Annotated in this window: 26 protein-coding genes and 1 pseudogene; 17 read left to right on the top strand and 10 right to left on the bottom strand. The window is 52.3% G+C overall.

Going from position 1 to position 25464, the window contains the following annotated elements; translation table 11 throughout:
* The first annotated feature begins 208 nt into the window (after positions 1 to 208).
* Positions 209 to 484 (top strand): YnjH family protein, encoded by a 276-nt coding sequence (locus WN16_RS13790; RefSeq protein ID WP_016150109.1) that lies wholly within the window; start codon positions 209 to 211, stop codon positions 482 to 484.
* On the opposite strand, the gene WN16_RS13795 is transcribed toward WN16_RS13790, so the two are convergent.
* Complete coding sequence (locus WN16_RS13795) at positions 444 to 857, bottom strand: pyrimidine (deoxy)nucleoside triphosphate diphosphatase (protein ID WP_032936117.1); 414 nt, start codon at positions 855 to 857, stop codon at positions 444 to 446. The genes WN16_RS13790 and WN16_RS13795 overlap by 41 nt on opposite strands.
* Positions 858 to 936: 79 nt before the next feature.
* On the opposite strand from WN16_RS13795, the gene WN16_RS13800 reads away from it, so the two are divergent.
* Positions 937 to 1506 carry a carboxymuconolactone decarboxylase family protein gene (locus tag WN16_RS13800; RefSeq protein WP_003030660.1) on the top strand — a complete coding sequence of 190 codons (570 nt, stop codon included), beginning with the start codon at positions 937 to 939 and terminating at the stop codon, positions 1504 to 1506.
* On the top strand, positions 1499 to 2122 hold the full coding sequence (locus tag WN16_RS13805; protein ID WP_044700021.1) for a CDP-alcohol phosphatidyltransferase family protein: 624 nt from the start codon (positions 1499 to 1501) through the stop codon (positions 2120 to 2122). The genes WN16_RS13800 and WN16_RS13805 overlap by 8 nt, the downstream gene beginning before the upstream one ends.
* A 44-nt stretch (positions 2123 to 2166) precedes the next feature.
* Here the strand turns inward: WN16_RS13805 and WN16_RS13810 are convergent, their stop codons facing one another.
* From WN16_RS13810 to xthA, 7 genes are all read right to left on the bottom strand, one after another.
* Positions 2167 to 3474, bottom strand: a complete 1308-nt coding sequence (locus tag WN16_RS13810) for a sulfurtransferase (RefSeq protein WP_044700018.1) — start codon at positions 3472 to 3474, stop codon at positions 2167 to 2169.
* 88 nt (positions 3475 to 3562) lie between these two features.
* The gene (locus WN16_RS13815) at positions 3563 to 4195 is read right to left on the bottom strand and encodes an ATP-binding cassette domain-containing protein (RefSeq protein ID WP_044700015.1); all 633 of its coding nucleotides are present in this window, start codon (positions 4193 to 4195) and stop codon (positions 3563 to 3565) included.
* Complete coding sequence (locus WN16_RS13820; protein WP_044700014.1) at positions 4195 to 5730, bottom strand: thiamine ABC transporter permease; 1536 nt, start codon at positions 5728 to 5730, stop codon at positions 4195 to 4197. The genes WN16_RS13815 and WN16_RS13820 overlap by 1 nt, the downstream gene beginning before the upstream one ends.
* A complete protein-coding gene (locus WN16_RS13825) occupies positions 5703 to 6872 on the bottom strand; it encodes an ABC transporter substrate-binding protein (RefSeq protein WP_032936111.1) in 1170 nt (389 codons plus the stop codon). Before WN16_RS13825 ends, WN16_RS13820 begins: the two co-directional genes overlap by 28 nt.
* Before the next feature lie 31 nt (positions 6873 to 6903).
* Positions 6904 to 7602 (bottom strand): TVP38/TMEM64 family protein, encoded by a 699-nt coding sequence (locus tag WN16_RS13830; RefSeq protein WP_003843444.1) that lies wholly within the window; start codon positions 7600 to 7602, stop codon positions 6904 to 6906.
* Entirely contained in the window at positions 7599 to 8255 is a 657-nt protein-coding gene (locus tag WN16_RS13835) for a TVP38/TMEM64 family protein (RefSeq protein ID WP_168707992.1), read from the bottom strand. Before WN16_RS13835 ends, WN16_RS13830 begins: the two co-directional genes overlap by 4 nt.
* A 223-nt stretch (positions 8256 to 8478) precedes the next feature.
* Positions 8479 to 9285 carry an exodeoxyribonuclease III gene (gene xthA, locus WN16_RS13840; RefSeq protein WP_003030642.1) on the bottom strand — a complete coding sequence of 269 codons (807 nt, stop codon included), beginning with the start codon at positions 9283 to 9285 and terminating at the stop codon, positions 8479 to 8481.
* Between the two features lie 444 nt (positions 9286 to 9729).
* Here xthA and WN16_RS13850 point away from each other — a divergent pair, with 444 nt between their 5' ends.
* The 7 genes and pseudogenes from WN16_RS13850 (at position 9730) to ves (ending at position 17517) form a co-directional block, all read left to right on the top strand.
* Positions 9730 to 10950 (top strand): aspartate aminotransferase family protein, encoded by a 1221-nt coding sequence (locus tag WN16_RS13850; protein WP_003840894.1) that lies wholly within the window; start codon positions 9730 to 9732, stop codon positions 10948 to 10950.
* Positions 10947 to 11981 (top strand): arginine N-succinyltransferase, encoded by a 1035-nt coding sequence (gene astA, locus WN16_RS13855; protein ID WP_003030637.1) that lies wholly within the window; start codon positions 10947 to 10949, stop codon positions 11979 to 11981. Before WN16_RS13850 ends, astA begins: the two co-directional genes overlap by 4 nt.
* The gene (astD, locus tag WN16_RS13860) at positions 11978 to 13456 is read left to right on the top strand and encodes a succinylglutamate-semialdehyde dehydrogenase (RefSeq protein ID WP_016150120.1); all 1479 of its coding nucleotides are present in this window, start codon (positions 11978 to 11980) and stop codon (positions 13454 to 13456) included. The genes astA and astD overlap by 4 nt, the downstream gene beginning before the upstream one ends.
* Positions 13453 to 14795 (top strand): annotated as a pseudogene (gene astB / locus WN16_RS13865) (N-succinylarginine dihydrolase). The gene astD and the pseudogene astB overlap by 4 nt, the downstream one beginning before the upstream one ends.
* Positions 14788 to 15753, top strand: coding sequence for a succinylglutamate desuccinylase (gene astE / locus WN16_RS13870; protein WP_044700003.1), 966 nt, complete (start codon positions 14788 to 14790; stop codon positions 15751 to 15753). Before astB ends, astE begins: the two are co-directional and overlap by 8 nt.
* A 349-nt stretch (positions 15754 to 16102) precedes the next feature.
* A complete protein-coding gene (spy, locus tag WN16_RS13875) occupies positions 16103 to 16588 on the top strand; it encodes an ATP-independent periplasmic protein-refolding chaperone Spy (protein ID WP_003030629.1) in 486 nt (161 codons plus the stop codon).
* A 353-nt stretch (positions 16589 to 16941) separates the two neighbouring features.
* Positions 16942 to 17517, top strand: a complete 576-nt coding sequence (ves, locus tag WN16_RS13880; RefSeq protein WP_003030626.1) for an environmental stress-induced protein Ves — start codon at positions 16942 to 16944, stop codon at positions 17515 to 17517.
* Here the strand turns inward: ves and cho are convergent.
* Together cho and nadE are read right to left on the bottom strand one after the other, a co-directional pair.
* On the bottom strand, positions 17477 to 18364 hold the full coding sequence (gene cho / locus WN16_RS13885; RefSeq protein WP_003030624.1) for an excinuclease Cho: 888 nt from the start codon (positions 18362 to 18364) through the stop codon (positions 17477 to 17479). The genes ves and cho overlap by 41 nt on opposite strands.
* A 131-nt stretch (positions 18365 to 18495) precedes the next feature.
* Positions 18496 to 19326, bottom strand: a complete 831-nt coding sequence (gene nadE / locus WN16_RS13890) for an ammonia-dependent NAD(+) synthetase (protein WP_003840899.1) — start codon at positions 19324 to 19326, stop codon at positions 18496 to 18498.
* A gap of 200 nt (positions 19327 to 19526) precedes the next feature.
* Here nadE and osmE point away from each other — a divergent pair, with 200 nt between their 5' ends.
* The 7 genes from osmE (at position 19527) to chbG (ending at position 25439) form a co-directional block, all read left to right on the top strand.
* Positions 19527 to 19868 carry an osmotically-inducible lipoprotein OsmE gene (gene osmE / locus WN16_RS13895; protein WP_003030621.1) on the top strand — a complete coding sequence of 114 codons (342 nt, stop codon included), beginning with the start codon at positions 19527 to 19529 and terminating at the stop codon, positions 19866 to 19868.
* 298 nt (positions 19869 to 20166) lie between these two features.
* Positions 20167 to 20487 (top strand): PTS N,N'-diacetylchitobiose transporter subunit IIB, encoded by a 321-nt coding sequence (gene chbB, locus WN16_RS13905; RefSeq protein ID WP_003840900.1) that lies wholly within the window; start codon positions 20167 to 20169, stop codon positions 20485 to 20487.
* Positions 20488 to 20574: 87 nt separating this feature from the next.
* The gene (gene chbC / locus WN16_RS13910; protein ID WP_003030619.1) at positions 20575 to 21933 is read left to right on the top strand and encodes a PTS N,N'-diacetylchitobiose transporter subunit IIC; all 1359 of its coding nucleotides are present in this window, start codon (positions 20575 to 20577) and stop codon (positions 21931 to 21933) included.
* 54 nt (positions 21934 to 21987) lie between these two features.
* Entirely contained in the window at positions 21988 to 22335 is a 348-nt protein-coding gene (gene chbA, locus WN16_RS13915; RefSeq protein WP_003030618.1) for a PTS N,N'-diacetylchitobiose transporter subunit IIA, read from the top strand.
* A gap of 10 nt (positions 22336 to 22345) precedes the next feature.
* Positions 22346 to 23188, top strand: a complete 843-nt coding sequence (gene chbR / locus WN16_RS13920; protein WP_085951046.1) for a transcriptional regulator ChbR — start codon at positions 22346 to 22348, stop codon at positions 23186 to 23188.
* Positions 23189 to 23312: 124 nt separating this feature from the next.
* Positions 23313 to 24668, top strand: coding sequence for a 6-phospho-beta-glucosidase (locus tag WN16_RS13925; RefSeq protein WP_003030616.1), 1356 nt, complete (start codon positions 23313 to 23315; stop codon positions 24666 to 24668).
* 12 nt (positions 24669 to 24680) lie between these two features.
* On the top strand, positions 24681 to 25439 hold the full coding sequence (gene chbG / locus WN16_RS13930) for a chitin disaccharide deacetylase (RefSeq protein ID WP_044700002.1): 759 nt from the start codon (positions 24681 to 24683) through the stop codon (positions 25437 to 25439).
* The last annotated feature ends 25 nt before the right edge of the window (positions 25440 to 25464 follow it).

Genomic DNA, 25464 nt, shown 5'->3' on the forward strand with positions numbered 1-25464 from the left:
GGTTATATTTTTGATTTTTGTGTTAAGTGTTGTGCAGTTTTTGACTATACCATCAGCACTGTGACGCGACGCAAGAAAAAATTAACCCCGCTAAGTAAATTAATATTGCGTCGTGGGTCATAACCAAAAACGATGATCGAAGAGGCTAAAGTTTCTGCCGATTTATACCGTTATACTGAGCATAATTGTCAGTTAAAAAGGAAAGAATATGCGCCGTTTAATCGTGGCAGGCGTGTTGGCCCTGGTGTCCGGCGCGACGCTGGCAAATCAGCCTTATCGCCCGGATGTGCAGGTTAACGTACCGCCGGAAGTGTTCAGTTCCAGCGGTCAGCGGGCGCAGCCCTGTAGCCAGTGCTGTATTTATCAGGATCAAAACTATTCAGAAGGGGCAGTGATTAAAGCTGACGGCGTCTTGCTTCAGTGCCAACGCGATGAGAAAACGATCAGCACAAATCCGCTGGTCTGGCGTCGCGTAAAAGAATAAACGCTTCCAGTAGTGGGATATCGGCAGGCGCCAGCGGATAACGCAGCGCCTCTTCGGGTGAACACCAGACGATATCCTGATGTTCATACGCCTTCAGTTCCCCCTGATATGACGGTACATGCCAGGCATGTAAGTGAATCAGTCGGCCCGAAATCTCGCGTTGATGGCTGGCAATGTAGCGCCCCACGACTGCCTCAATGCCCAACTCTTCACGCAGTTCACGGAACAGCGCCTCGGGCTGACTTTCGCCCGATTCAACCTTACCGCCGGCAAACTCCCACATGCCTGACTGATCCGCATGTAGCGGACGCTGAGCCAGTAAAATTTTGCCATCACGTTCAATGATAGCGGCGACCACGTCGAGGGTTTTCATTATATTCATCAAGATCTAACAGCAGAAAATGACATACTATCGTTATCTTTGTTTTATCTAAAGTATTCAGGAGCCACCGTTGAACGAACCTCAGTCGTGGGTAAAGCCGTTAACGCGTATCCCTTCCAGTCTAAAACCGCTCGTTGCTACGCAGAAAAAACATTATGGCGATGTGCTGCATCCCACGCGCTGGTGGGGGCGGATGCCGTTTCTGTTCTGGCTGGTGGCGCTGTTTGTCGGGTTTCTGGAGCGTAAAAAGGCGCGTTTAACGCCGGTGATGCGCGCGCTGTTGATGACCCGCGTTTCTCAGGTGTGCCACTGCGCTTTCTGCGTTGATGCCAACAGTTTACGGTTGGCTGAACGCTGTGGCGCGCTGGATAAAGTCTTACAGGTTGCCAACTGGCAAGAATCGGCGCTATTTAGCGCAGAAGAGCAAGTAGCTCTGGCCTATGCCGATGCGGTGACCGCAACGCCTCCACAGGTTGATGATGCGCTGAAAGCGCAGATGAAGCAGCATTTTACCGATGATGCCATTACGGAAATGACCGCGCTGATTGCGTTTCAAAATCTCTCTGCGCGTTTTAATGCTGCTCTCGATATTCCTTCCCAGGGGCTGTGCGACAGCTTTAAAGGACGCCCGCATGCTTGATCGTCATATTCATCCGCGATTAAAACCGCTTTTGCATCGCTGCGTAAGCATTATTGATAAACCGGCGATTACCCCGGACGGGCTTACGCTGGTCGGTTTTGCCATTGGCGTGTTGGCCTTGCCATTTCTGGCGTTAGGCTGGTATCTGGCAGCGCTGGCGGTCATTGTGCTCAATCGGCTTTTTGATGGGCTGGATGGGGCTCTGGCGCGGCGCAGAGGGCTAACCGACGCAGGCGGATTTCTTGATATCTCGCTCGATTTTCTGTTTTACGCCTTAGTGCCATTCGGTTTTATGCTCGCCGATCCGGCGGCTAACTCGCTGGCTGGCGGCTGGCTGCTGTTCGCCTTTATGGGAACCGGCAGCAGCTTTCTGGCCTTTGCCGCGCTGGCGGCGAAACATCAAATTGATAACCCGGGCTACGCGCATAAATCGTTTTATTATCTGGGGGGACTGACCGAAGGTACTGAGACGATTTTGCTATTTGTGTTGGGGTGTCTGTTCCCGGAATATTTTGCCGTGATGGCGTGGGTCTTTGGCGCGCTGTGCTGGATGACGACGTTTACCCGGATCTGGAGCGGATACCTGACACTGAAAGCGGTCCAGCGTCAGGCGTAGCGTATTGCGTTGCCGGATATGCTTATCCGGCAATAATGACAATCTTACTTACTGGCGTCCGGGCCCCGTTCACCGCTGGCAACCGGATTTTTTGGATTGCTGCTCCACTCATACCAGCCGCCGTCGTAGACGGAGACGTTTTTCCAGCCCATCGCGCGGGCATACATAAACGTTTCTGAAGCGCGCCAGCCGGTGCCGCAATAGAAAGAGACCTGTTGATTCGGCAGGATATTCCATTGCTTCCACATGGCGGCGATGTCATCCGCGCTGCGCATGGTGCCATCCGGGTTATGAAAATCTTCCATATGCGTGGAGTCGCTGCCAGCGTGGCCCCAACGTGCACCTGCAATCTCACCTTTTGGCTTAATGTAGCTATAGCCACTGGTGGTACCGACAAATTCTGGCCATGAACGAATGCTCACCAAAGACGCATCCTGGCGATGCAGCAGACCGCGAGCCTGTTCCATATCGAGCATCAACTGCGGCTGGGCTGGGATTTTCACGCCGAAATCAGGTTCTGGTTTCACCGTTGGCGGAGTGCCGCGTTCGACCGGTAAACCTGAGTCGGACCAGGTTTGCCAACCGCCGTCGAGAAGACGAACATCTTTCACGCCTGCGTACAGCATAATTTGCGCCACGCGAGCGGCGGCATAGACATCGCGACCGTATAAAATCACCGTGGTGTCGTGGCGGATACCGTGTTTCGCCAGCATCGCTTTGAGCTGCGCGTCGGAAACTTTATTCCAAAGCGGTTCGCTTTCAACTTCGTTGGTATCAATGTAGCCCGCACCAGGGATGTGGCTGAGCAGATACAACTTCGGCGCGCCCCAGGCGGCCTCAATCACTTTCCAGTCACCCGCCGGTTTAGCGGTTACGTTTTTACCCTGCTGCAGGTCGTGCAGCCACTGTGGGTACACCAGCTGTTCGAAGTGCGGCAGACGTTGCAGGCGGGCAGGGTCCGTAAGCGCATCGCTGAGGGTGGAGATATGGTTAAAGCCAACTTTTTGCAGGCGGGCTTTGACAGCCTGTATGTCGTTATCGTTGCCATACAGCGCCACCGGCGCGTCGGTGTTGAGTTGATGTGACTTAACCCAGGCGCTGAGTTGTTCATTATTCATCTTGTCGAGCCAGGCGGCAGACAGGTTCAGTGCGGAAGGTTCGTGTCCTGAAGGACCATTAAGCGACTGCGGCCAGCCGTTGTAAAAAGCGCTCTGACGGGTATCGATCGCCGCGCCTTGCTTTTGCTGTAACTGGTTGAGGGTAAGCGTCTGTGCTGTTTCAGTAGCCCAGGAAGAAGCGCAAGCGAGCCCTAAAGCCAGTGCCAGCGCGGTCATTTGAGAAACACGTTTCATCGAATAGCCCGACGTTGAAAAAAAGAGGACGACATTCTGTGCCGCCGGTTACGTAAAAACCTTGCGTTAACGCAGCATATCGCCACATTCACGCCCAGTTTTCCATCTGAAGTACGCGGCCTGCAGGCGGAACGTCCTGCGCGTCATGGGTCACCTGAACCACCGGGATCCCTAGCTTACGCACCTCGGTGAAGACCCATTGGCGAAAGGTGTCGCGTAGCGACGCATCCAGCCGACTAAAGGGTTCATCAAGTAACAGTGCCTGGGGCTGAGCCAGTAGCGCGCGGAGCAGGGCGACACGCGAGCGTTGTCCGCCGGAGAGCGACGCCGGATCGCGAGAATAAAAACCGGCCAGGTCAGCGCGTGCGAGAGCACTTTCCACCGCATGTCGTCTGGCGGAACCCTGCAGGCTGGCAGGTAGGGCCAGCAGTAAATTCTGCCCAACGCTGAAATGGTCAAACAACAACGCATCCTGGAACAGAATGCCAATCTGGCGCTGCGCCGTAGGCAGCGCGTCAACGCGTCGTTCGTTGAGCCACAGCTCGCCTGATGCCTGAAACTGAGGCGACAACGCCCCGACCATCCACGAAAACAACGAAGACTTTCCGCTGCCGGAAGACCCCATAATCGTGACAATGTCACTTTTGTCCACCTGAAAGGTAACGTTCTTCAGCAGCGCAGTCGCCCCCTGGTACAACGAAACGTTTTGCACAATGAGCATTAGCGGAGTCCTTGTCGAAAGCGGCCAATCCACGCGGCGAGAATGGCTGCGAGTGCGAAAACGAGCAGTGGTAGAAGAAGCTGCCACAACGCTTGTGTTGCCAGAATCTCGCTGCTACCGCCGCTGCTTAATGCCACCGCTTCGGTGGTCAGAGTGGAATAGCGTCCGGCACCTAGCCACAGCGTCGGCATATACTGGGCGATACTGACCGAGAAGCCAACCGCGAAGGCAATCAATGCCGGGCGCACCAGCAGCGGGCATTTCACCAGCCAGAATATCCGCCCCTGCGACCAGCCCAGCGTTTGTGCAATCAAAATTAATCGCGGGTCAATGCGCTGCCAGGCCGGTTTAAGCACAAATAGCATCCAGGGCATCACCCACAGCAGGTGGCCCCAGATAATGGTTGTCATCAGTCCATCCTGTTCGGCATATAACGCCAGCAGATATTGTCCGGTTACCAGTGGTAGCGCAGGCAAAATGAGCGGTAGCCAGACCCAGCGGTGCCCGGTTTGTGGACCCCATTCCAGCCAGACAAAAAGTATCAGTAGCGCTAACACGCTGGAAAGGAGCCCTAGCTGCAGGCTATTGCAGAGCGCCTCGTGGTTTAGTGAGGAATAGCTCGCGATAAGCGCCAGTACAAGCGCGCATACCACACCGCTGACGGGCAAGATCTGTACCAGCGGGCGTGCGATTGTTATAGGTGAAAAATGCAGGCGTTCACCATTTACTGCCGGGATAGTACGTCGCCAGGCGCGCCACAACAGATAACTCACCAGCGCGATAATGAGGAGTAACAGCACCAGCAACAGGCTGGCGAGTGCGCCTTTCGCCTGCTGTTCGACATCGCCCTGACTGAGCCATTGCCAGCTCAATACGGCCAGTGTTGGCGGATTTCCGGGGCCGAGGACGATTGCCACATCCACAACGGAGAGTGACCAGGCAACAATCGCCAGCATAGCTTTGCCTAATGCCGGGCCGATAGCGGGCAGTACCAGCCAGTTCAGGCATTGCAGTCGGCTGTAACCCAGCGAATCCAGCACGATAACCTGCTGCGAAAGTTGTTTTTCACTCAGTAGAGCCGAGAGGATCCATAACAAAAAAGCGCTCTCTTTCACCGCCAGCGTCACGCCAAGCCCAATGCCGTAACGGTCTGGCTGTGGGCTGAGGAACGGAAGCCATTGCCAGATTTTACCGCCTTCGGCAAAAACCAACAGCACGCTGGTGGCGAAGGCAACATGCGGGATCGCCAGCAGCCACGGAAGACGGGTGCTTAGTCGCGCCCAGCCTGCACCGGGCCATAAAGCGAGGATCGCCAGCAGCGCGATGATTAGTGCGCCGCCGGCAGCCAGTCCTGTGGAAACAAGCGTCGCCAGTAACGCCTGCGGAAGTTGAGGGTCGGCAAAGAGAGCCAGCCAATGGGTTAGGCTAAGGGCTGGCGCTATCAGAGAGAAAGCCGCTGGCACCAACGGCAGATAAACTGTCGCCATGATGGCCCAGAGTAGCAAAATTAATGCGTACCGTAGCGGCGTAGCCATTCTTGTTCCAGAGCGTTTACCCAGGCAGCATGCGGTTCCGGCAGAACGGCAGGGAGTCCTTGTGGGATCCGTGCCAGCAGCGCATCACGCTGTTCGACAGGTAATTTTTGTGGATCAAGCACCGAAGGATCTCCCCAGACAGTTGAGTCGGCTTTACGCAGTTGTGCTTCGGGCGAAAGCAGGAAGTTTGCCACGACTTTTGCTGCGGCACTGGCGCGGGCATTCGCCGGAATGGCAACAAAGTGCACGTTGCCGAGCATGCCCTGTGAGAAACCAAAACTGTAGCTGCTTTTAGGCAATTCGCCGCTGGCTACTTTTTGCTGCGCGTGGGCAGGGTTAAAGGTCAATGACAAACGCAGGGTGCCGCTATTGAGCAGTACATCCATTCGTGCTGGCGTGGGCGGAAAATCTTTGCCTTCACGCCAAAGTACAGGGTGCAAGGTATCAAGATAATGCCACAATGGCGCGGTAACGTCGGCGAATGTCGCTGCATCTGGCGCAACTTTCAATGCTTGTGGTTTGGTGGTGAGCGAAATTAACAACTGCTCCAGAAACGCCGTGCCGGTAAAGTCTGGCGGGCGCGGATAGGTCACCGTGCCAGGGTGCGCCTGCGCAAATTCAAGCAGTGCCTGCGGAGATTGCGGCGGCTGTGCGGTGAGATCGCGCCGGGCAATAAAGGTGAGTTGGGCACCGCCCCACGGTGATTCAGCCCCCTCCGTTGGAACGGAGAAATCTTCGGTCACCGGTTTCTGGGTATCAACATAGCGCCAGTTAGGCAGCGTTTGCGCCCACTGAGTTTGCAGAAGCCCGGCTTCTTTCAGGGTGCGGAAGTTTTCGCCGTTAACCCACAATAAATCGACAGAACCCCCGGTTTTTCGCCCGGATGCTGCTTCTGTCTGGATACGTTTTACCGCGTCGGCGGCATCTGCGAGACGTACGATTTTCAGGTTAATTGCATAGTGCGTTTTCATCTCGCCGCTAACCCAGTCGAGATACTGGTTAACTGCATTGTCGCCACCCCAGGCGTTGAACCACACCGTCTGACCGCGGGCATCATTTTTGATTTGTTGCCAGCCGTCGTCCTGGGCAAACGTCGCCAGCGGACAGAGCATTAAACTCAGGCACAATAAGCAGTAACGCATAGTATCTCCATGGCTAAAAATGGGGGAAGTCTCAGGTTTTTTTTCGCTGATGTTCAAGATAAAGGCTTCTCGCCACTGAAATTATTACGCTCAGAGCGAACAGGATGAACAGGCCGGTTACAAACCAAAATGTACCGCCGGTTAACAGGCTACCCGCCCATGAATAGACGATAGTGGCGGGTAACTGACCGATGCCGGTGGCGATGAAAAAATGGCGAAACCGAATCGAGGTCAGGCCTGCTGCGTAGCTTACCGGATCGAACGGTACAAAAGGTAACAGGCGACAGACCAGAATGGTGTGCTTGCCATAGCGCTCGAAAAAAGCGTCCATGTTGTTCAACACCGTTTTTCCGGTCAGTTTCTCCACCGCGCCACGGCCTAAAACGCGGGCAATAAAAAAGCACAGCGCCGCGCCTGCCATTGCGCTGCACCAGGACAATATGCCGCCCCAAAATGCACCAAACAGCGAGGCGTTGGCAAAGGTGATCACAAAAGCGGGAAGCGGGGCGACGATGGCCTGCAAGATCATCAGGAAGAATGAAACGACCGCCGCCTGAGTTCCGTAAGAACGAATAAAATTCTCAATTGCATGCTGATCGAGCGTGGCAAATGCCGCCAGGCTGGCGTGGAGAAAATCGCTCACGCCAGGTATCCACGCCCACGCTATCAGCGCGAGCAGCAGCAGGATTATCACTCCTGCGCGGTAGTAATGGATGCGTCGTTTTATCATTTATCTGCGCACTCGTGAGGAGCTGATGGATCGACATGCTTATAACGGGCCCAGGCTTTGGTTGCCTGTACGAGGGCGAATAACGCCAGCCCCGCCACGCTGAGCTTACCGATAAATGCCCAGCTAATTCCTTCGCTGGCCAGTTCGTGCGACATCAGCGTATAAATAAAAATGCCTGGTAAAGTGGTTGCCGCAGATATCACGGTAAATGACCATAACGGAATGGCCGTCAGCCCATAGGCGTAATTTTGAATATTATAAGGGAACAGCGGCACGAGCCGGGTGAGGATCAGAAAGTCAACTCCGCTATGGGCAATACCTTTTTCGATAGCCTGAAACATTGTCGTATGCCCAACGTATTTCAGGAGCAGATCCCGTCCAAGCCAGCGAGCCAGCAAAAACGACAGCGCCGAGGCCACGGTTGCTGCCACTAACGAGATAAGCGTCCCCGCCACGGGGCCAAACAGCACACCGCCGACGATCACCAGGATGCTGCCGGGGATCAGACACAGCGCAGCAACAATAAACAGCAGGATATAAAGCGTATAGCCGAACATACCGCTTTGGCGGATGACGTCTTGCAAATGATGGAAATTGGTTATCAGGTCGGTCAGACCATAATGATGGAAAACTCCCGCCAGAACGCAGAACAGGACCGCGACAATCAGCAGCCGGTATTCTGCTTTATGCGAACTTCTTTTTCATGGGGGTTCTCCTGTAAAACCGAGTGCAATGGAGCATTTTCGTCAGCGAAAAGTGCGCGCGAAGATATAATAAATTCCCGGCCGCAACAATGTATTACCGTCGCTTTATTGATTTTGCACAGAATAAACAGACTCTCCAGGCCGGGCCCGGAGAGTAAAAAAACATAGAAGGTCAGACGCGGAATTTAGCCCATACCGGCGCATGGTCGGACGGTTTTTCCATACTGCGAATTTCATAGTCGATGCCGGTTTCTTCGCAGCGTTCCGCCAATGGGTTGCTCGCCAGCAGCAGATCGATACGCAGGCCACGGTTATCGTCAAAGCCTTTTGAGCGGTAATCAAACCACGAGAACTGGTCATTCTTTTCAGGATTTGCGTGACGGTAGGTATCCACCAGACCCCAGCCCAGCAGGCGTTCCATCCACTCACGCTCCTCCGGCAGGAAGGAACATTTTCCGGTACGCAGCCAGCGTTTACGGTTCTCTTCGCCAATGCCGATATCGAGATCGGTTGGGCTAATATTCATGTCGCCCATGATCAATACCGGATTGTCGCGCTTCAGCTCTGTCTCAAGATAGTTTTGCAGGTTCTGATAAAACGCGGCTTTGGCCGGGAATTTAGTTTCATGGTCACGACTTTCGCCCTGCGGGAAATAGCCGTTGATCACAGTGATGCTGCCCAGAGGGGACGGAATTTCTGCCATGATGATACGACGCTGCGCTTCTTCGTCATCGCCCGGGAAGCCACGACGTACCGCAATTGGCGTTTCTTTCGTTAACAACGCGACGCCGTAATGGCCTTTCTGGCCGTGATAAAAGACGTTGTAACCGAGCTTTGCTACCTCTTCGAGAGGGAACATATCGTCGTGGACTTTTGTCTCCTGTAAGCCAATAACATCCGGTTGGTGTTTTTCGACAATGGCTGCCAGTTGATGGGGACGGGCACGCAGGCCGTTGATATTAAAAGAGACAAATTTCATAGTCACTGCCACTTTGCAAGATGAATAGTGCAAGGATGGTAGCAGAATTTCTGCAGACTGACTGCTTCTTGTCACCTGATTCCAACAATGATTGCTAATGGTGTTAACGATGGAGCAAAAACTGCACCGTTTTGGCGCGAAGCGCGTCGGAATGGAGCAATAATTTCCGAAAAATTTCGTATACGATCACAATTCCAGAATTATATTTGGCGACTGAATAAAACTGCGTTTTTTCCTCTGTTTAGTCACCTGATGCGCAAACATATTCACTTTATATGCACGTATAGTGAATATCGTCACGTTGTAACCTGTTGATATTCCGTTCTCGCCCTCCGTTTATGCACTTTTTTCGCTGGCTGGCACGAACCCTGCAATCTACATTTACACCGCAAACACTATATTTATTAACATATAAATAACCTTTTATTTACCGTTGAGGTCGCTATGTCTCTGTCAATTACGCGTGAAAATTTTGATGAATGGATGATGCCTGTATACGCTCCGGCCCCTTTTATTCCGGTGCGGGGTGAAGGTTCACGTCTGTGGGATCAGCAGGGTAAAGAGTATATCGATTTCGCGGGAGGCATTGCGGTTAACGCACTGGGTCACGCCCATCCGGCATTGCGCGAGGCATTAAACGACCAGGCGAGCAAATTCTGGCATACCGGAAATGGCTACACCAACGAGCCGGTATTGCGTCTGGCGAAAAAGCTGATTGACGCCACCTTCGCCGAGCGCATTTTCTTCTGTAACTCCGGCGCAGAAGCCAACGAAGCGGCACTAAAACTGGCGCGTAAATATGCCCACGATCGTTTTGGCAGCCAGAAGAGCGGGATTGTGGCGTTTAAAAATGCCTTCCATGGCCGCACGCTGTTTACCGTCAGCGCCGGTGGTCAGCCCGCCTATTCACAGGATTTCGCGCCGCTGCCGCCGGATATCCGCCATGCCGTGTATAACGATCTCGATTCTGCCAGCCAACTGATTGATGACACGACCTGTGCGGTCATCGTCGAGCCTGTCCAGGGCGAAGGCGGCGTGGTGCCGGCAACAAACGCGTTTTTGCAGGGGTTGCGTGAATTATGCGATCGCCATAATGCGCTGCTGATTTTTGATGAGGTTCAGACCGGGGTTGGCCGTACTGGCGAGCTGTATGCCTATATGCATTACGGCGTTACGCCGGACCTGCTGACGACAGCTAAAGCGCTGGGCGGTGGTTTCCCCATCGGCGCACTGCTGGCGACAGAGCATTGCGCCAGTGTGATGACGGTGGGTACGCACGGTACAACGTACGGCGGCAACCCGCTGGCGACGGCGGTGGCGGGTAAACTGCTGGAAATTGTTAACACGCCGGAAGTGCTCAACGGAGTAAAACAGCGCCACGACTGGTTTGTGGAGCGTATTAACGCCATTAACGAACGTTTTGGACTGTTTAGTGAAATTCGAGGACTCGGGCTGCTGATCGGCTGCGTGCTGAACGCGGAATTTGCCGGGAAAGCGAAACTCATCTCGCAAGAAGCGGCTGTTGCCGGGGTGATGGTACTGATTGCTGGCGCTAACGTGGTGCGTTTTGCGCCAGCGCTCAATGTCAGCGAAGAAGAAGTTGCCACCGGACTGGATCGCTTTGCGCTGGCCTGCGAACGCATTAAAGCAGGAGGTTCATCATGATGGTGATTCGTCCCATTGAACGTGCTGATATCACCGCGTTGATGCAGCTTGCCGGTAAGACCGGCGGCGGATTGACCTCGCTACCGGCGAATGAAGCGACGCTAATGGCGCGTATCGAACGTTCGCTACAAACCTGGCGCGGTGAGTTGCCCAAAAGTGAGCAGGGATATGTGTTTGTGCTGGAAGACAGCGCCAGCGGAACTGTGGCCGGGATTTGCGCCATTGAGGTGGCGGTAGGACTTAACGATCCCTGGTACAACTATCGGGTCGGCACACTGGTCCACGCCTCGAAAGAGCTGAATGTGTATAACGCGCTGCCGACGTTGTTTCTGAGTAACGATCACACGGGTAGCAGCGAGCTTTGTACGCTGTTTCTCGATCCGGACTGGCGAAAAGAAGGCAACGGCTATTTGTTGTCAAAATCACGCTTTATGTTTATGGCCGCGTTTCGTGACAAGTTTAATGAGAAGGTCGTGGCTGAGATGCGCGGCGTGATTGATGAACACGGTTACTCGCCGTTTTGGCAAAGCCTCGGCAAACGCTTTTTTTCAATGGAATTCAGCCGGGCGGATTTTCTCTGCGGAACAGGGCAAAAAGCGTTTATTGCTGAATTAATGCCCAAGCATCCTATTTACACCGATTTCCTGTCTGATGAAGCACAAAGCGTGATTGGTCAGGTTCATCCGCAAACGGCGCCCGCGCGGGCGGTGCTGGAGAAAGAGGGCTTTCGCTATCGCAACTATGTCGATATTTTCGACGGCGGACCGACGCTGGAATGCGATATTGACCGGGTGCGGGCGATTCGTAAAAGCAGGCTGGTGGAAGTGGCGGAAGGTCAGCCAGCAACCGGCGATTATCCGGCCTGTCTGGTTGCCAATGAAAACTATCAAAACTTCCGCGTCATGCTGGTTCGCGCAGACCCGGATACCCAACGTCTGGTACTGACGGCGGCACAACTGGATGCCCTGAAATGCCACGCGGGCGACCATGTACGTTTTGTGCGTCTTTGTGCAGAGGAGAAAACAGCATGACACTATGGATAAACGGTGACTGGGTGACGGGACTGGGCGAGCGCCGGGTGAAAACCAACCCAGTAGGTGGTGATGTGCTGTGGCACGGCAATGATGCCGATGCCACGCAGGTGACGCAAGCGTGCCAGGCTGCGCGTGCAGCTTTTGCCGGTTGGGCTAAACAGCCCTTCAGTGAACGCCAGGCGATTGTTGAAAAGTTTGCTTCATTGCTGGAAAGCAATAAGTCCGAGCTAACCCAGATTATCGCCAGGGAAACCGGCAAACCACGCTGGGAAGCCGCGACTGAACTGACGGCGATGATCAATAAAATCGCCATCTCCGTCAAAGCTTACCATGCCCGTACCGGAGAGCAGCACAGCGAACTACCGGATGGCGCGGCAACGTTGCGCCATCGCCCACACGGCGTGCTGGCGGTTTTTGGTCCGTATAACTTCCCAGGTCATTTACCCAATGGCCATATTGTTCCGGCATTGCTGGCAGGCAATACGTTGATTTTCAAACCCAGCGAGTTGACGCCGTGGACCGGTGAAACAGTAACAAAGCTGTGGGAACAGGCGGGATTGCCGCCGGGCGTGCTGAACCTGGTGCAGGGCGGACGTGAAACAGGGCAGGCGCTGAGTGCGCTGGAAGACCTCGATGGTCTGCTGTTTACCGGCAGTGCCAATACCGGTTATCAGTTGCATCGGCAGTTATCCGGTCAACCGGAAAAAATCCTCGCCCTCGAGATGGGGGGTAATAATCCGCTGATTATTGAGAATCCGGAGGATATTGATGCCGCGGTACATCTGACCATTCAGTCCGCATTTGTCACCGCCGGACAGCGCTGTACCTGTGCCCGCCGCCTGTTAGTTAAAAAAGGCGCGCAGGGTGATGCGTTCCTGACGCGTCTGGTAGAGGTTAGTCAGCGTTTAATGCCCGGTAACTGGGATGCGGAACCGCAGCCGTTTATGGGCGGACTGATTTCCGAACAGGCCGCGCAGCATGTCTATGATGCCTGGCAGCGTCTGGCGTCGTTGGGGGGACGTACGCTGTTGGCGCCACGTCTGGTGAAAGCCGGAACGTCACTGCTGACCCCTGGAATCATTGAACTGACCGGGGCGGCGAACGTACCTGATGAAGAGGTTTTTGGGCCGCTGCTTGGCGTATGGCGTTATGACAGTTTTGATGAGGCGATTCGTGTGGCGAACAACACCCGCTTTGGACTGTCGTGTGGGTTAGTTTCGCCCGATCGCGGCCAGTTTGAACAGCTACTGCTGGAGGCACGAGCAGGGATCGTCAACTGGAATAAGCCGTTAACCGGCGCTGCGAGTACCGCACCGTTTGGCGGCGTTGGCGCTTCCGGGAACCATCGCGCCAGCGCGTGGTATGCCGCAGATTATTGCGCCTGGCCGATGGCAAGTCTGGAATCACCGGTCTTAACGCTGCCAACGGCGCTTAGCCCCGGGCTGGATTTTTCTCGCGAGGATAATCTATGAAAGCCCGTGAGGTAAATTTTGATGGCCTGGTGGGACTGACTCACCACTATGCTGGATTGTCATTTGGTAATGAGGCCTCAACCAAACATCGATTTCAGGTGTCGAACCCGCGTCTGGCGGCGAAGCAAGGTCTGCTAAAGATGAAAGCGTTGGCGGATGCGGGTTTTCCTCAGGCGGTGATCCCCCCCACGAGCGGCCTTTTATTCCGGTTCTGCGTCAGTTGGGTTTTAGCGGCAGTGATGAACAGGTGCTGGAGAAAGTGGCGCGTCAGGCACCTCACTGGCTCTCCAGTGCCAGCTCCGCATCGCCTATGTGGGTAGCGAATGCGGCAACGGTTTGCCCTTCAGCAGATTCGCTGGACGGGAAAGTGCATCTGACGGTGGCGAATCTGAATAATAAGTTCCACCGTTCGCTGGAAGCTCCTACTACCGAAGCGTTGCTACGGGCGATTTTCCGTGATGAGAATAGTTTTGCTGTCCACGGTGCGTTACCCCAGGTTGCGCTTTTCGGTGATGAAGGGGCGGCAAACCATAACCGCCTTGGTGGAGATTACGGCGATCCCGGTGTACAGCTATTTGTTTACGGTCGTGAAGAAGGCAATGCATCCCAGCCGAAGCGCTATCCGGCAAGGCAATCCCGTGAGGCCAGTGAGGCGGTCGCACGACTGAATCAGGTTAACCCGCATCAGTGTATTTTTGCTCAGCAAAATCCGGATGTCATCGATCTTGGTGTGTTTCATAACGATGTGATTGCGGTGTCGAATCGCCAGGTGTTGTTTTGTCATCAGCAGGCGTTTGTCAGACAGCAGGCGTTATTAGAGCAGTTGCGTAGTCAGGTGGCAGGTTTTACCCCGCTGGAAGTCCCGACTGCGGAGGTTTCGGTGCAGGATGCGGTGACTACCTATCTGTTTAACAGTCAGTTGCTGAGTCGTGACGACGGTTCGATGATGCTGGTCCTGCCGCAGGAGTGCCGGGAGCATACTGGCGTGTGGCGGTATCTGAACCGTCTTCTCGAGGAAGACAATCCGATCGATGACCTGCGGGTATTCGATCTGCGTGAAAGTATGTCCAACGGCGGCGGTCCGGCATGCTTGCGCCTGAGAGTGGTGCTCACCTTGCAGGAACAGCAGGCGGTGAATCCGGCGGTTATCATGAACGATATGCTGTTTAACACGTTGAATAACTGGGTTGACCGTTACTATCGCGATCGTCTTACCGCTGCCGACCTTGCCGACCCACAGCTGTTGCGCGAGGGGCGTGAAGCGCTGGATACGCTGACGCAATTGCTTAACCTCGGCTCTGTGTATCCTTTCCAGTTGGAGGGGATACGCCATGGATAACTTGCTGGCTATCACGCTCGCAGGTGCCACTCCGGAGGAAACGCAAGGAACCATTCATGGTTTTGACTGGCAGTGGATCGGTCACGGAATTCTGGAACTGACGCCGCTTGCACCCGTTGAACATTCTCTGGTGCTGTCTGCGGGGATCCATGGCAATGAAACCGCGCCGGTAGAGATACTCGACTCATTCTTGTCCCGGTTATTTAGCGGCGAGCTGGCACTAACATGGCGGCTACTGGTGATTCTGGGAAACCCGCAGGCGCTTGCTGCGGGAAAACGGTATTGTCATAGCGACCTGAATCGTATGTTTGGCGGCCGGTGGCAGATTTTTACCGCGAGTGAAGAAACGCGCCGAGCCCATGAGCTTGAGCTGTGTCTGGAAGATTTTTATTCGCGGGCGAAAGAGCCAGCACGCTGGCATCTGGATCTGCACACCGCGATTCGCGGTTCACTGCATCTGCGCTTTGGCGTGTTGCCACAACGCAACGTTGCCTGGGATGAGGGTTTTCTTGAATGGCTGGGAGATGCGGGACTGGAGGCGCTGGTTTTTCATCAGACGCCTGGCGGTACGTTCACCCATTTTAGCGGGGAACATTTTGGCGCACTGGCCTGTACGCTGGAACTCGGTAAAGCGCTGCCGTTTGGACAAAACGATCTGTCCCAGTTTGCGCAAACAGCAGACGCACTGGCGCAGTTGCTGCGAGGCGAGCGAGTATCGACGGGAGAAACATCTCCGCTGCGCTACCGCGTAGTGTCGCAAATCACGCGACGTAGCGACGATTTCATTCTTCATATGGATAACCAGACGCTCAACTTTACCCCTTTTAAAGAGGGAACCTTGCTGGCGAAGGACGGTGATGAACGTTTTATTGTCACCCATGATGTTGAATACGTTCTCTTTCCGAATCCCAACGTGGCCTGTGGTTTACGTGCCGGGCTGATGCTCCAAAAAATGTGATAAATATATATGCCTTGCAGGTTTATCCTTCAGGGCTTATTTTTGCGTGCTGTTTTTATTTATTACGGATTATTCCTGGTGAATTGCTTTCTTAATAATCAGGTTTCAGGTATAGTTCTTCATAATCCTTTCAAAATCATCCTGTTGTAATTTTTTATTGCAACTCTGCGCAATTTATTCTTTTTTTCTTCATAATTGATGAAAATTTGTTTTTTATACTTTCACTGTTTTACCGTTGCTCTGATTAATTGACGCTTAAGCCGGTAAAGTTAATCTCGTCAACACGACATCACATTGCATAAGAGTCGCATGAGTGTCGTAAAAATAACTGAAAGAAAGGATAGAAATTATGCGTAAACTGACTGCTCTGTTTGTTGCCTCTACTCTGGCCCTGGGTGCTGCCAACCTGGCTCACGCCGCTGACACGACAACAGCTGCGCCAGCTGATGCCAAACCGATGATGCACCACAACGGTAAATTCGCCCCGCATCACGACATGATGTTCAAAGACCTGAACCTGACCGATGCTCAGAAACAGCAGATTCGCGAGATCATGAAAGGTCAACGCGACCAGATGAAACGTCCGCCGCTGGAAGAGCGTCGCGCGATGCACGACATTATTGCCAGCGATAGTTTCGATAAAGCGAAAGCCGAAGCGCAGATTGCGAAGATGGAAGAACAGCGCAAAGCCAACATGCTGGCGCATATGGAAACTCAGAACAAGATTTACAACATTCTAACCCCGGAACAGAAAAAGCAGTTTAATGCCAATTTTGAGAAGCGTCTGACAGAACGTGCAGCGCAGAAAGGTAAAATGCCACAAGCTGCCGAGTAATCGATCAGCGTCTACACTAAATCATTCATGCTGTGTTGCACTGATTGCCGCACAGCGTGAAACCAAACTCAAGACCGCCGCTCTTGTCCACAACACGTTTAACGATGTGGGCAGGATCGGCGGTTTTTTCTTTCCTGCCTATTGCACCGGACACACGACACGCTATTCTCCTGAAGCCCGTGAAAATTCTACCTGGATCAGCGCGTTATTCTTTTTTGCAAAACACCGGGTTCATCGCTAAGGCAAATCAACTCTGCTGCCGATAACAATAATCTGCAGGGTGAACATACCAATCATGATTTATGGCTGCCTGTTTACGGCGGGTTGCCGTGCTGCGTCTTTCTGGAGGGATGATGGAATACTTTGATATCCGCAAAATGCCGGTCAATCTGTGGCGAAATGGTGCGGGAGAAACCCGTGAGATTTGCTGTTTTCCGCCAGCAACACGAGATTTTCACTGGCGGGCGAGTATCGCCTCCATTGCAGCCAACGGAGAGTTTTCTCTCTTTCCCGGCGTAGAACGCGTGATTACCCTGCTGGAAGGTGGAGAAGTGACCCTGGAAGAGTCAAACACCTTCACACATACTCTGAAACAGCATCAGCCTTTTACCTTTGCCGGTGACAAGGTGGTAAAAGCGAAGCTGACAGAAGGGCAGATGTCGATGGATTTCAATATCATGACCCGACGGGATGTCTGCCAGGCGAAAGTCAGAGTTGCCGACCGCACGTTTACGACTTTTGGTTCGCGCGGCGGCGTGGTATTTGTTATCAGCGGTGCCTGGCAACTGGGCGATAAGCTACTGACCGCCGATCAGGGTGCAAGCTGGCACGACGGTAAACACACCTTACGACTGCTGGAGCGCGAGGGAAAACTGCTGTTCAGCGAGATTAACTGGATGCCGGGCCATTCTCCGGACGCAGTTCAATAATGTCATATTGACCAGACAGAACAGGCCGACAGAGAATTTTGTAGCCATCATGGTCAAAGCCGGCCGGCATACGCGCCAGGGTAGCCGCTTCATCCAGCGTTGAAACGGCTCCCAGCCACAGCCAGTTGTTGATGATATGGTACTGTGTCATTTCAGCGCGGGTTTCCTGCAGCGCAATGGCATTGCTCCATGGCCAGCAAATCACTCTCACTCTTTCCAGCGCCTCTAACAGACGCAAATGATGGGCTTCATGACTCTCTTTCCCGCAGCACGCTCCGGCGCATCGCTTAAGCGCGGAGCGAAAACAGGCGCGCCCGCGACTCAGGGGTTCCAGCCCCAACAGGCCGTAGCACAGCTGTTGTTCATCCGCGAGGCTTTGCAACGCTTGTAGCGCTGCGCGACGATTGGCAAACAGGCCAAACAGATTGGGGGCATGGGAGAAATCAATATCTCGTGCGTAGACAACCTGAACAGTTCGGTCGGTAAGCTGCAAGGCGCAAAGCTGACGATTGCGCCGCAGTCGTTTATTAAACAACGGCTGTTGTTCTTTGATCAATCGCGCTTCCAGCAGCAGGGCACCAATTTCTCCCGCGGTACAAATCCAGCTAATGCGTTTGGCCTGACGCAGCATTGCTGCTTCGTTTGCGGTACGCAGGTGTGCCATCACGCGGCTGCGAATATTGACGCTTTTACCAATATAGAGCGGCATAGTGTCGCTTTCACTGTGAAACAGATAGACGCCTGGCACAGCGGGAAGCGCACTCAAAAATGGACGCAGGTGCTCAGGATATTCATAGATTGCCGCTGCCTCAAATGTCAGGCGCGGGGCTGATTGACGCCGTACCACTTCTCACTCCGGATGCTGGTTATCCATCCAGTATAACAGTTTGGAACCGATTAAAAAAGCGGCATCAGATCAGGAGGAGGGACCGGACAGCGGTGATCCCAGTGCTATCCGGCAATATGTGACTAAAAGAATTACGCTTTTTTCCAGAAGTCATCAAACACCGTAATCGGTGTGCGACGTTTGTGCTCGGTCTTCAGATACCAACCTTCAATTTTTTTCGCGATGTCGGCAGTCAGCGTTTTTCCTTCCAGATAATCGTCGATGTTGTCATAGGTGACGCCTAATGCGGCTTCATCCGGCAGAGAAGGACGATCGTCTTCGAGGTCGGCGGTTGGTGCTTTCTTATATAAATGTTCCGGGCAACCCAGCGCGGCAAGCAGTTGCTTACCCTGACGCTTGTTCAAACGGAAAATAGGGTTAATGTCAGTACCGCCATCGCCGTATTTGGTGAAAAATCCGGTGATGGCTTCTGCTGCATGATCGGTTCCCACGACAACGCCGCTGGTCATGCCGGCGATACTGTACTGAGCCTTCATACGTTCACGGGCTTTTTCATTGCCACGGACAAAATCGCTCAGTTCAATACCCGCTTCACGCAGGGCCTGTTCACTGGCCAGTACCGCACCCTTAATATTGACGGTGAGTACGCGGTCCGGTTGGATAAAGGCGATGGCATCCTGACAGTCCTGTTCATCAGCCTGAACGCCATATGGCAGACGTACGGCAATAAACTGCAGCGCGTCATTCCCCGTTTCTTCGCGAAGCTCGGAAATAGCCATCTGGCATAGTTTTCCCGCGAGCGTTGAGTCCTGCCCGCCGCTAATCCCTAATACCAGTGATTTCAGAAAGGGGTAGGTCTGCAGATAAGATTTAAGGAAATCCACGCTGCGGCGAATTTCTTCTTCTGCATTGATGTGCGGTTTTGCGCCAAGCGCCTGGATTATCTCTTGCTGCAGAGTCATTTAACCCCCTATGGAAAATAAAATGATCAAAAAAATGATGTGTTAAAATTATCGCGTTGAGGCCCAAACGACAAGGGATGCGAGCATCATTTTGTTTTAATAGAATTTTCCGAAACTGCCTAAGTATCATCTGATTGCTTGAAAAATGCGTTGTTGTGCTCCAGGCTTATATAACACGCTGAAATACAAGAGGACGGAATATGAACAAGAACCTAACAGGAATTCTGAGTGCAGCGGCTGTTTTGACTATGCTGGCAGGGTGTACGGCTTACGATCGTACCAAAGACCAATTTGTTCAGCCCGTGGTGAAAGATGTGAAGAAAGGGATGAGCCGGGCGCAGGTGGCGCAGATTGCCGGTAAACCTTCTTCTGAAGTCAGCATGATTCATGCGCGAGGGACATGCCAGACCTACATCCTGGGTCAACGAGATGGTAAAGCTGAAACCTATTTTGTTGCTTTAGATGACACCGGACATGTGATTAACTCCGGTTACCAGACCTGCGCAGAGTACGACACCGACCCGCAGGCGGCGAAGAAGTAACAACTGCTTATTGCCTGAGCATTCAGACGAACCGGCCATCGTGCCGGTTTTTTTGTGCCGAACGATCTTATTTATTGCCGCGAATTATTTGCCCGAAATGTGAGGGGGGTCATAACGACAGGTCAAGGAGAGACAATTTAGTTGGTCAAGGAAATACCATCCACTGGTGCAATCCCGTATACTCATTTCAGCCACCTAAAAAAGTAATTTAGCTGACGCAAGTTACCCAGAGCATGGATGCAGGTTATGGCTTGCGGAGTGTCTGGTTGACAGATAATCGCATATGAGGATCGTTTTAATGGAAAAGAAACACATTTATCTGTTTTGTTCTGCGGGCATGTCGACTTCATTGTTGGTTTCGAAGATGCGTGCTCAGGCCGAAAAATACGAAGTGCCGGTTATTATTGAAGCGTTTCCTGAAACGCTGGCCGGAGAAAAAGGTCCAACGGCCGATGTCGTGTTATTAGGTCCACAAATTGCTTATATGTTGCCCGAAATTCAGCGTTTGTTACCCAACAAGCCTGTGGAAGTGATTGACTCGCTGCTGTATGGCAAAGTCGATGGTTTAGGCGTGCTTAAGGCTGCTGTTGCAGCAATTAAAAAAGCCGCAGCAAATTAATTATTTTATTTTAATTTTTCCCGTCAAAGAGTTATTTCATTAACATTCACCGCAATTATTAATTGCGGTATTTAAGGGTATTTTTCTATGAGTAACGCTATTGCTTCACTTGAAAAGGTACTCCTTCCTTTTGCTGTAAAAATTGGAAAGCAGCCACACGTTAATGCAATCAAGAACGGTTTTATTCGTTTAATGCCGTTAACCCTCGCAGGGGCCATGTTTGTATTAATCAATAACGTTTTCCTGAGCTTTGGGGAGGGGTCGTTTTTTTATTCAATGGGCATTCGACTTGATGCTTCAACTATTGAAACGCTGAATAGCTTGAAAGGCATTGGTGGAAACGTCTATAACGGTACGCTGGGTATCATGTCATTGATGGCACCGTTCTTTATCGGCATGGCGCTGGCAGAAGAACGTAAAGTCGACTCACTGGCTGCCGGGCTGTTATCTGTCGCCGCGTTTATGACCGTAACGCCTTATAGCGTGGGTGAAGCCTATGCCGTTGGCGCGAACTGGCTCGGCGGTGCCAATATTATTTCCGGTATCATTATCGGCCTCGCGGTCGCGGAAATGTTCACCTTTGTGGTTCGTCGCAATTGGGTCATTAAATTACCTGATAGCGTACCGACATCTGTATCGCGCTCTTTCTCTGCGCTGATTCCTGGCTTCCTTATCCTCTCCATTATGGGGATCATTGCCTGGGCATTGAACACCTGGGGTACGAACTTCCACCAGATCATTATGGATTCCATTTCAACTCCGCTGGCGTCGTTGGGCAGCGTGGTGGGCTGGGCCTACGTGATTTTTGTTCCGCTGCTGTGGTTCTTTGGTATTCACGGTTCACTGGCGCTGACTGCGCTGGACAGCGGTATCATGACGCCATGGGCGCTGGAAAACATCTCTATCTACCAACAGTTTGGTTCCGTAGATGCCGCGCTGGAAGCCGGTAAGACGTTCCACGTCTGGGCGAAACCGATGCTCGACTCCTATATTTTCCTTGGGGGTAGCGGGGCAACGCTGGGTCTGATTATCGCTATCTTCCTGGCATCGCGTCGTCCTGACTATCGTCAGGTTGCTAAACTGGCACTGCCATCAGGTCTGTTCCAGATTAACGAACCTATCCTGTTCGGTCTGCCGATCATCATGAACCCGGTGATGTTTATCCCGTTCATCCTGGTGCAACCGATACTGGCGGCGATTACGCTGGCAGCTTATTACTCAGGCATTATTCCACCGATTACCAACATTGCACCGTGGACCATGCCAACCGGTTTGGGCGCGTTCTTTAACACCAACGGTAGTGTCGCTGCTCTGCTGGTCGCGCTGTTCAACCTCGGTATCGCAACGCTGGTTTACCTGCCGTTCGTGGTGGTAGCCAACAAAGCGCAGAACGTTATTGACCAAGAAGAAAGCGAAGAAGATATCGCTAACGCATTGAAATTCTAAATTTAATCCGGCATGGCTTCACGGTCATGCCGGACTGAACCAGAGGAAAAAAGTATGTTGGATATCGAGAATATCGTCGACACGCAGTCCGAAGCAGAAGAACTTGAAGAAGTGGTGATGGGCCTCATCATCAACTCCGGTCAGGCGCGTAGCCTGGCGTACGGCGCACTTAAAATGGCCAAGCAAGGCGATTTCGAGTCGGCCAAGGCGATGATGGACCAGTCTCGTCTGGCTCTGAACGAAGCGCACCTCGTGCAAACGAAACTGATTGAAGGCGATCAGGGTGAAGGTAAAATGAAAGTTAGCCTGGTGCTGGTCCACGCGCAGGACCACCTGATGACATCAATGCTGGCGCGTGAGCTGGTGACTGAACTGATTGAACTTCACGAAAAGCTGAAATAGCGAGGAGTGCATAATGCAGCTACAGATTAACGCACCGGAAATCAAAACTGTTTATGAACAGCAACTGTTTAATGGCAAAAATTTCCATGTGTTCATCTATAACAAAACTGAGAGTATCAGCGGGCTGCATCAGCATGACTACTATGAATTTACCCTGGTTTTAACCGGGCGCTATTATCAGGAAATCAACGGTAAACGCGTACTACTCGAACGTGGAGACTTTGTCTTTATCCCGTTGGGATCGCACCACCAAAGTTTTTATGATTTTGGTGCGACAAGGATCCTTAACGTCGGCATCAGTAAACGTTTTTTTGAACAGCACTATCACCCGCTACTGCCATTTTGTTTCGTTGCATCGCAGGTCTATCGGGCGAATAACTCGTTTCTTACCTATATTGAAACGGTTATTGCATCACTTAACTTTCGCGAGAGCGGACTGGATGAATTTGTAGAAGTGGTCACCTTCTATATTATTAATCGGTTACGTCATCATCGCGAAGAGCAGGTGTTGGATGATATTCCGCAGTGGCTTAAAACCACCGTCGAGACCATGCACGACAAACGGCAGTTTAGCGAGAACGCGCTGGAAAATATGGTACACCTGTCCGCGAAATCCCAGGAGTATCTGACCCGTGCAACCCAGCGTTATTACAGCAAAACGCCGATGCAGATTATTAATGAAATCCGCATTAACTTTGCTAAAAAACAGCTGGAAATGACGAACTATTCTGTAACGGATATTGCTTACGAGTCTGGCTACAGTAGTCCAAGCCTGTTTATTAAAACGTTTAAAAAGCTGACGTCGTTTACACCGAATAGCTACCGTAAGAAATTAACTGAATTTAATCAGTAGAAATTATTTGCCAATAACCCATTTTTTATAGCTTGCCCAAAATAGCGTCGGGACAGCCACGCTATACCTGACATACGGGTTGAGCATAATACACGTCAGTGTTTTGACACTGAAGGGAGAAAGTATGAGCCAGAAATTAAAAGTCGTCACTATCGGTGGCGGGAGCAGCTACACCCCTGAATTACTTGAAGGCTTTATTAAGCGCTATCATGAATTACCGGTTTCTGAGTTGTGGCTGGTTGATGTCGACGGTGGAAAAGAGAAACTGGACATTATTTTTGACCTATGCCAGCGCATGATCGATAAAGCCGGCGTACCGATGAAGTTGTTTAAAACTCTGGATCGCCGTGAAGCACTGAAAGATGCTGATTTCGTTACCACCCAGCTGCGTGTAGGGCAACTGCAAGCCCGTGAAAAGGATGAACGCATTCCGCTGAGCCACGGGTATCTGGGGCAGGAAACCAACGGCGCTGGCGGGCTGTTCAAAGGCCTGCGTACCATTCCGGTTATCTTTGATATTGTTAAAGATGTGGAAGAATTGTGCCCGAATGCGTGGGTGATCAACTTCACTAACCCAGCCGGGATGGTGACTGAGGCGGTTTATCGCCATACGAATTTCAAGAAATTCATCGGCGTATGTAATATTCCGATCGGCATGAAAATGTTCATCAGCGACGTGCTGGCGCTGAAAGAGAGTGATGACTTATCTATCGACCTGTTTGGTCTGAATCATATGGTCTTCATTAAGGATGTTCTGGTCAACGGTGTGTCACGCTTTGATGAACTGCTGGACGGCGTTGCTTCGGGTCAGTTGAAAGCCTCTGGCGTGAAGAACATCTTCGACCTGCCGTTCAGCGAAGGGTTGATTCGTTCGCTGAAGCTGCTGCCGTGCTCGTATCTGCTGTACTACTTCAAGCCAAAAGAGATGCTGGCGATCGAAATGGGCGAGTACTATAAGGGTGGCGCACGTGCTCAGGTAGTACAAAAAGTAGAAAAACAACTGTTTGATCTCTATAAAAATCCTGAGCTAAACGTTAAACCGAAAGAGCTGGAGCAGCGCGGCGGGGCCTATTACTCCGATGCGGCCTGTGAAGTGATCAATGCCATCTACAACGACAAACAGACTGAGCACTATGTCAACATTCCACATCATGGGCATGTTGATAATATTCCTGCGGACTGGGCGGTTGAGATGACCTGTACGCTGGGGCGTAACGGTGCTACGCCGCATCCGCGAATTACCCATTTTGATGAGAAAGTGCTCGGCCTTATCTATACCATTAAAGGTTTTGAAGTGGCGGCGAGCAACGCAGCGTTGAGCGGTGAGTTGAATGATGTGCTGCTGGCGCTGAACCTGAGCCCGCTGGTGCATTCTGACAGCGATGCCGAAATTCTGGCGCGTGAGCTGATTCTGGCGCATGAAAAATGGCTGCCAAACTTCGCCGGGTGCATTGAGAAACTCAAAAGCGAACAACACTAACCGAGGTCGGCTATGGAACGCGTACTGATTGTAAATGCGGATGATTTTGGCCTGAGTAAAGGACAAAACTACGGCATTGTTGAAGCTTGTCGCAATGGTGTTGTCACCTCGACCACGGCGCTGGTTAACGGTGCGGCAATTGACCATGCGGTACAGCTGAGTCGCGACATACCTGAACTTGCCGTCGGAATGCACTTTGTTCTGACGCTGGGCAGGCCGTTGACGGCAATGCCAGGCCTTACTCGTGACGGTGTACTGGGGAAATGGATCTGGCAGATGGCGGAGGAAGACACTCTGCCGCTGGATGAAATTTCTCAGGAACTGGCCGCACAGTATCAGCGTTTTATTGACCTGTTCGGGCGAGAGCCGACGCATCTGGATAGCCATCACCATGTGCATATGTTCCCGCAAATTTTCCCTATCGTAGCAGGGTTTGCTGCCCAGAAGGGGATTGCGTTGCGTATCGATCGTCAGGCGGTATTCCAGGCGTCTGACTTACCGGAAACCTTACGGACTTCCCAGGGATTCAGCAGCGAGTTTTACGGTGAGGCGATTTCTGAAGCTCTGTTTTTGCAGATGCTTGATGCGTCAGCCGATCGCGGAGAATCCTCGCTGGAAGTGATGTGTCATCCGGCTTTTATCGATGACATTATTCGTCAAAGTGCCTACTGTTACCCCCGCTTAACTGAGCTCGACGTGCTGACGTCTTCGTCACTGAAATATGCTATTGCGGAGCGCGGTTATCGTCTTGGCAGTTTTCTAAACGTGTAATTCCTGAGTTTGCGGCGCTTGATGC

Origin of the sequence: Citrobacter sp. ABFQG, from assembly GCF_004322975.1 — a bacterium.
In the GTDB taxonomy this organism is placed as follows: Bacteria; Pseudomonadota; Gammaproteobacteria; order Enterobacterales; family Enterobacteriaceae; genus Citrobacter; species Citrobacter freundii.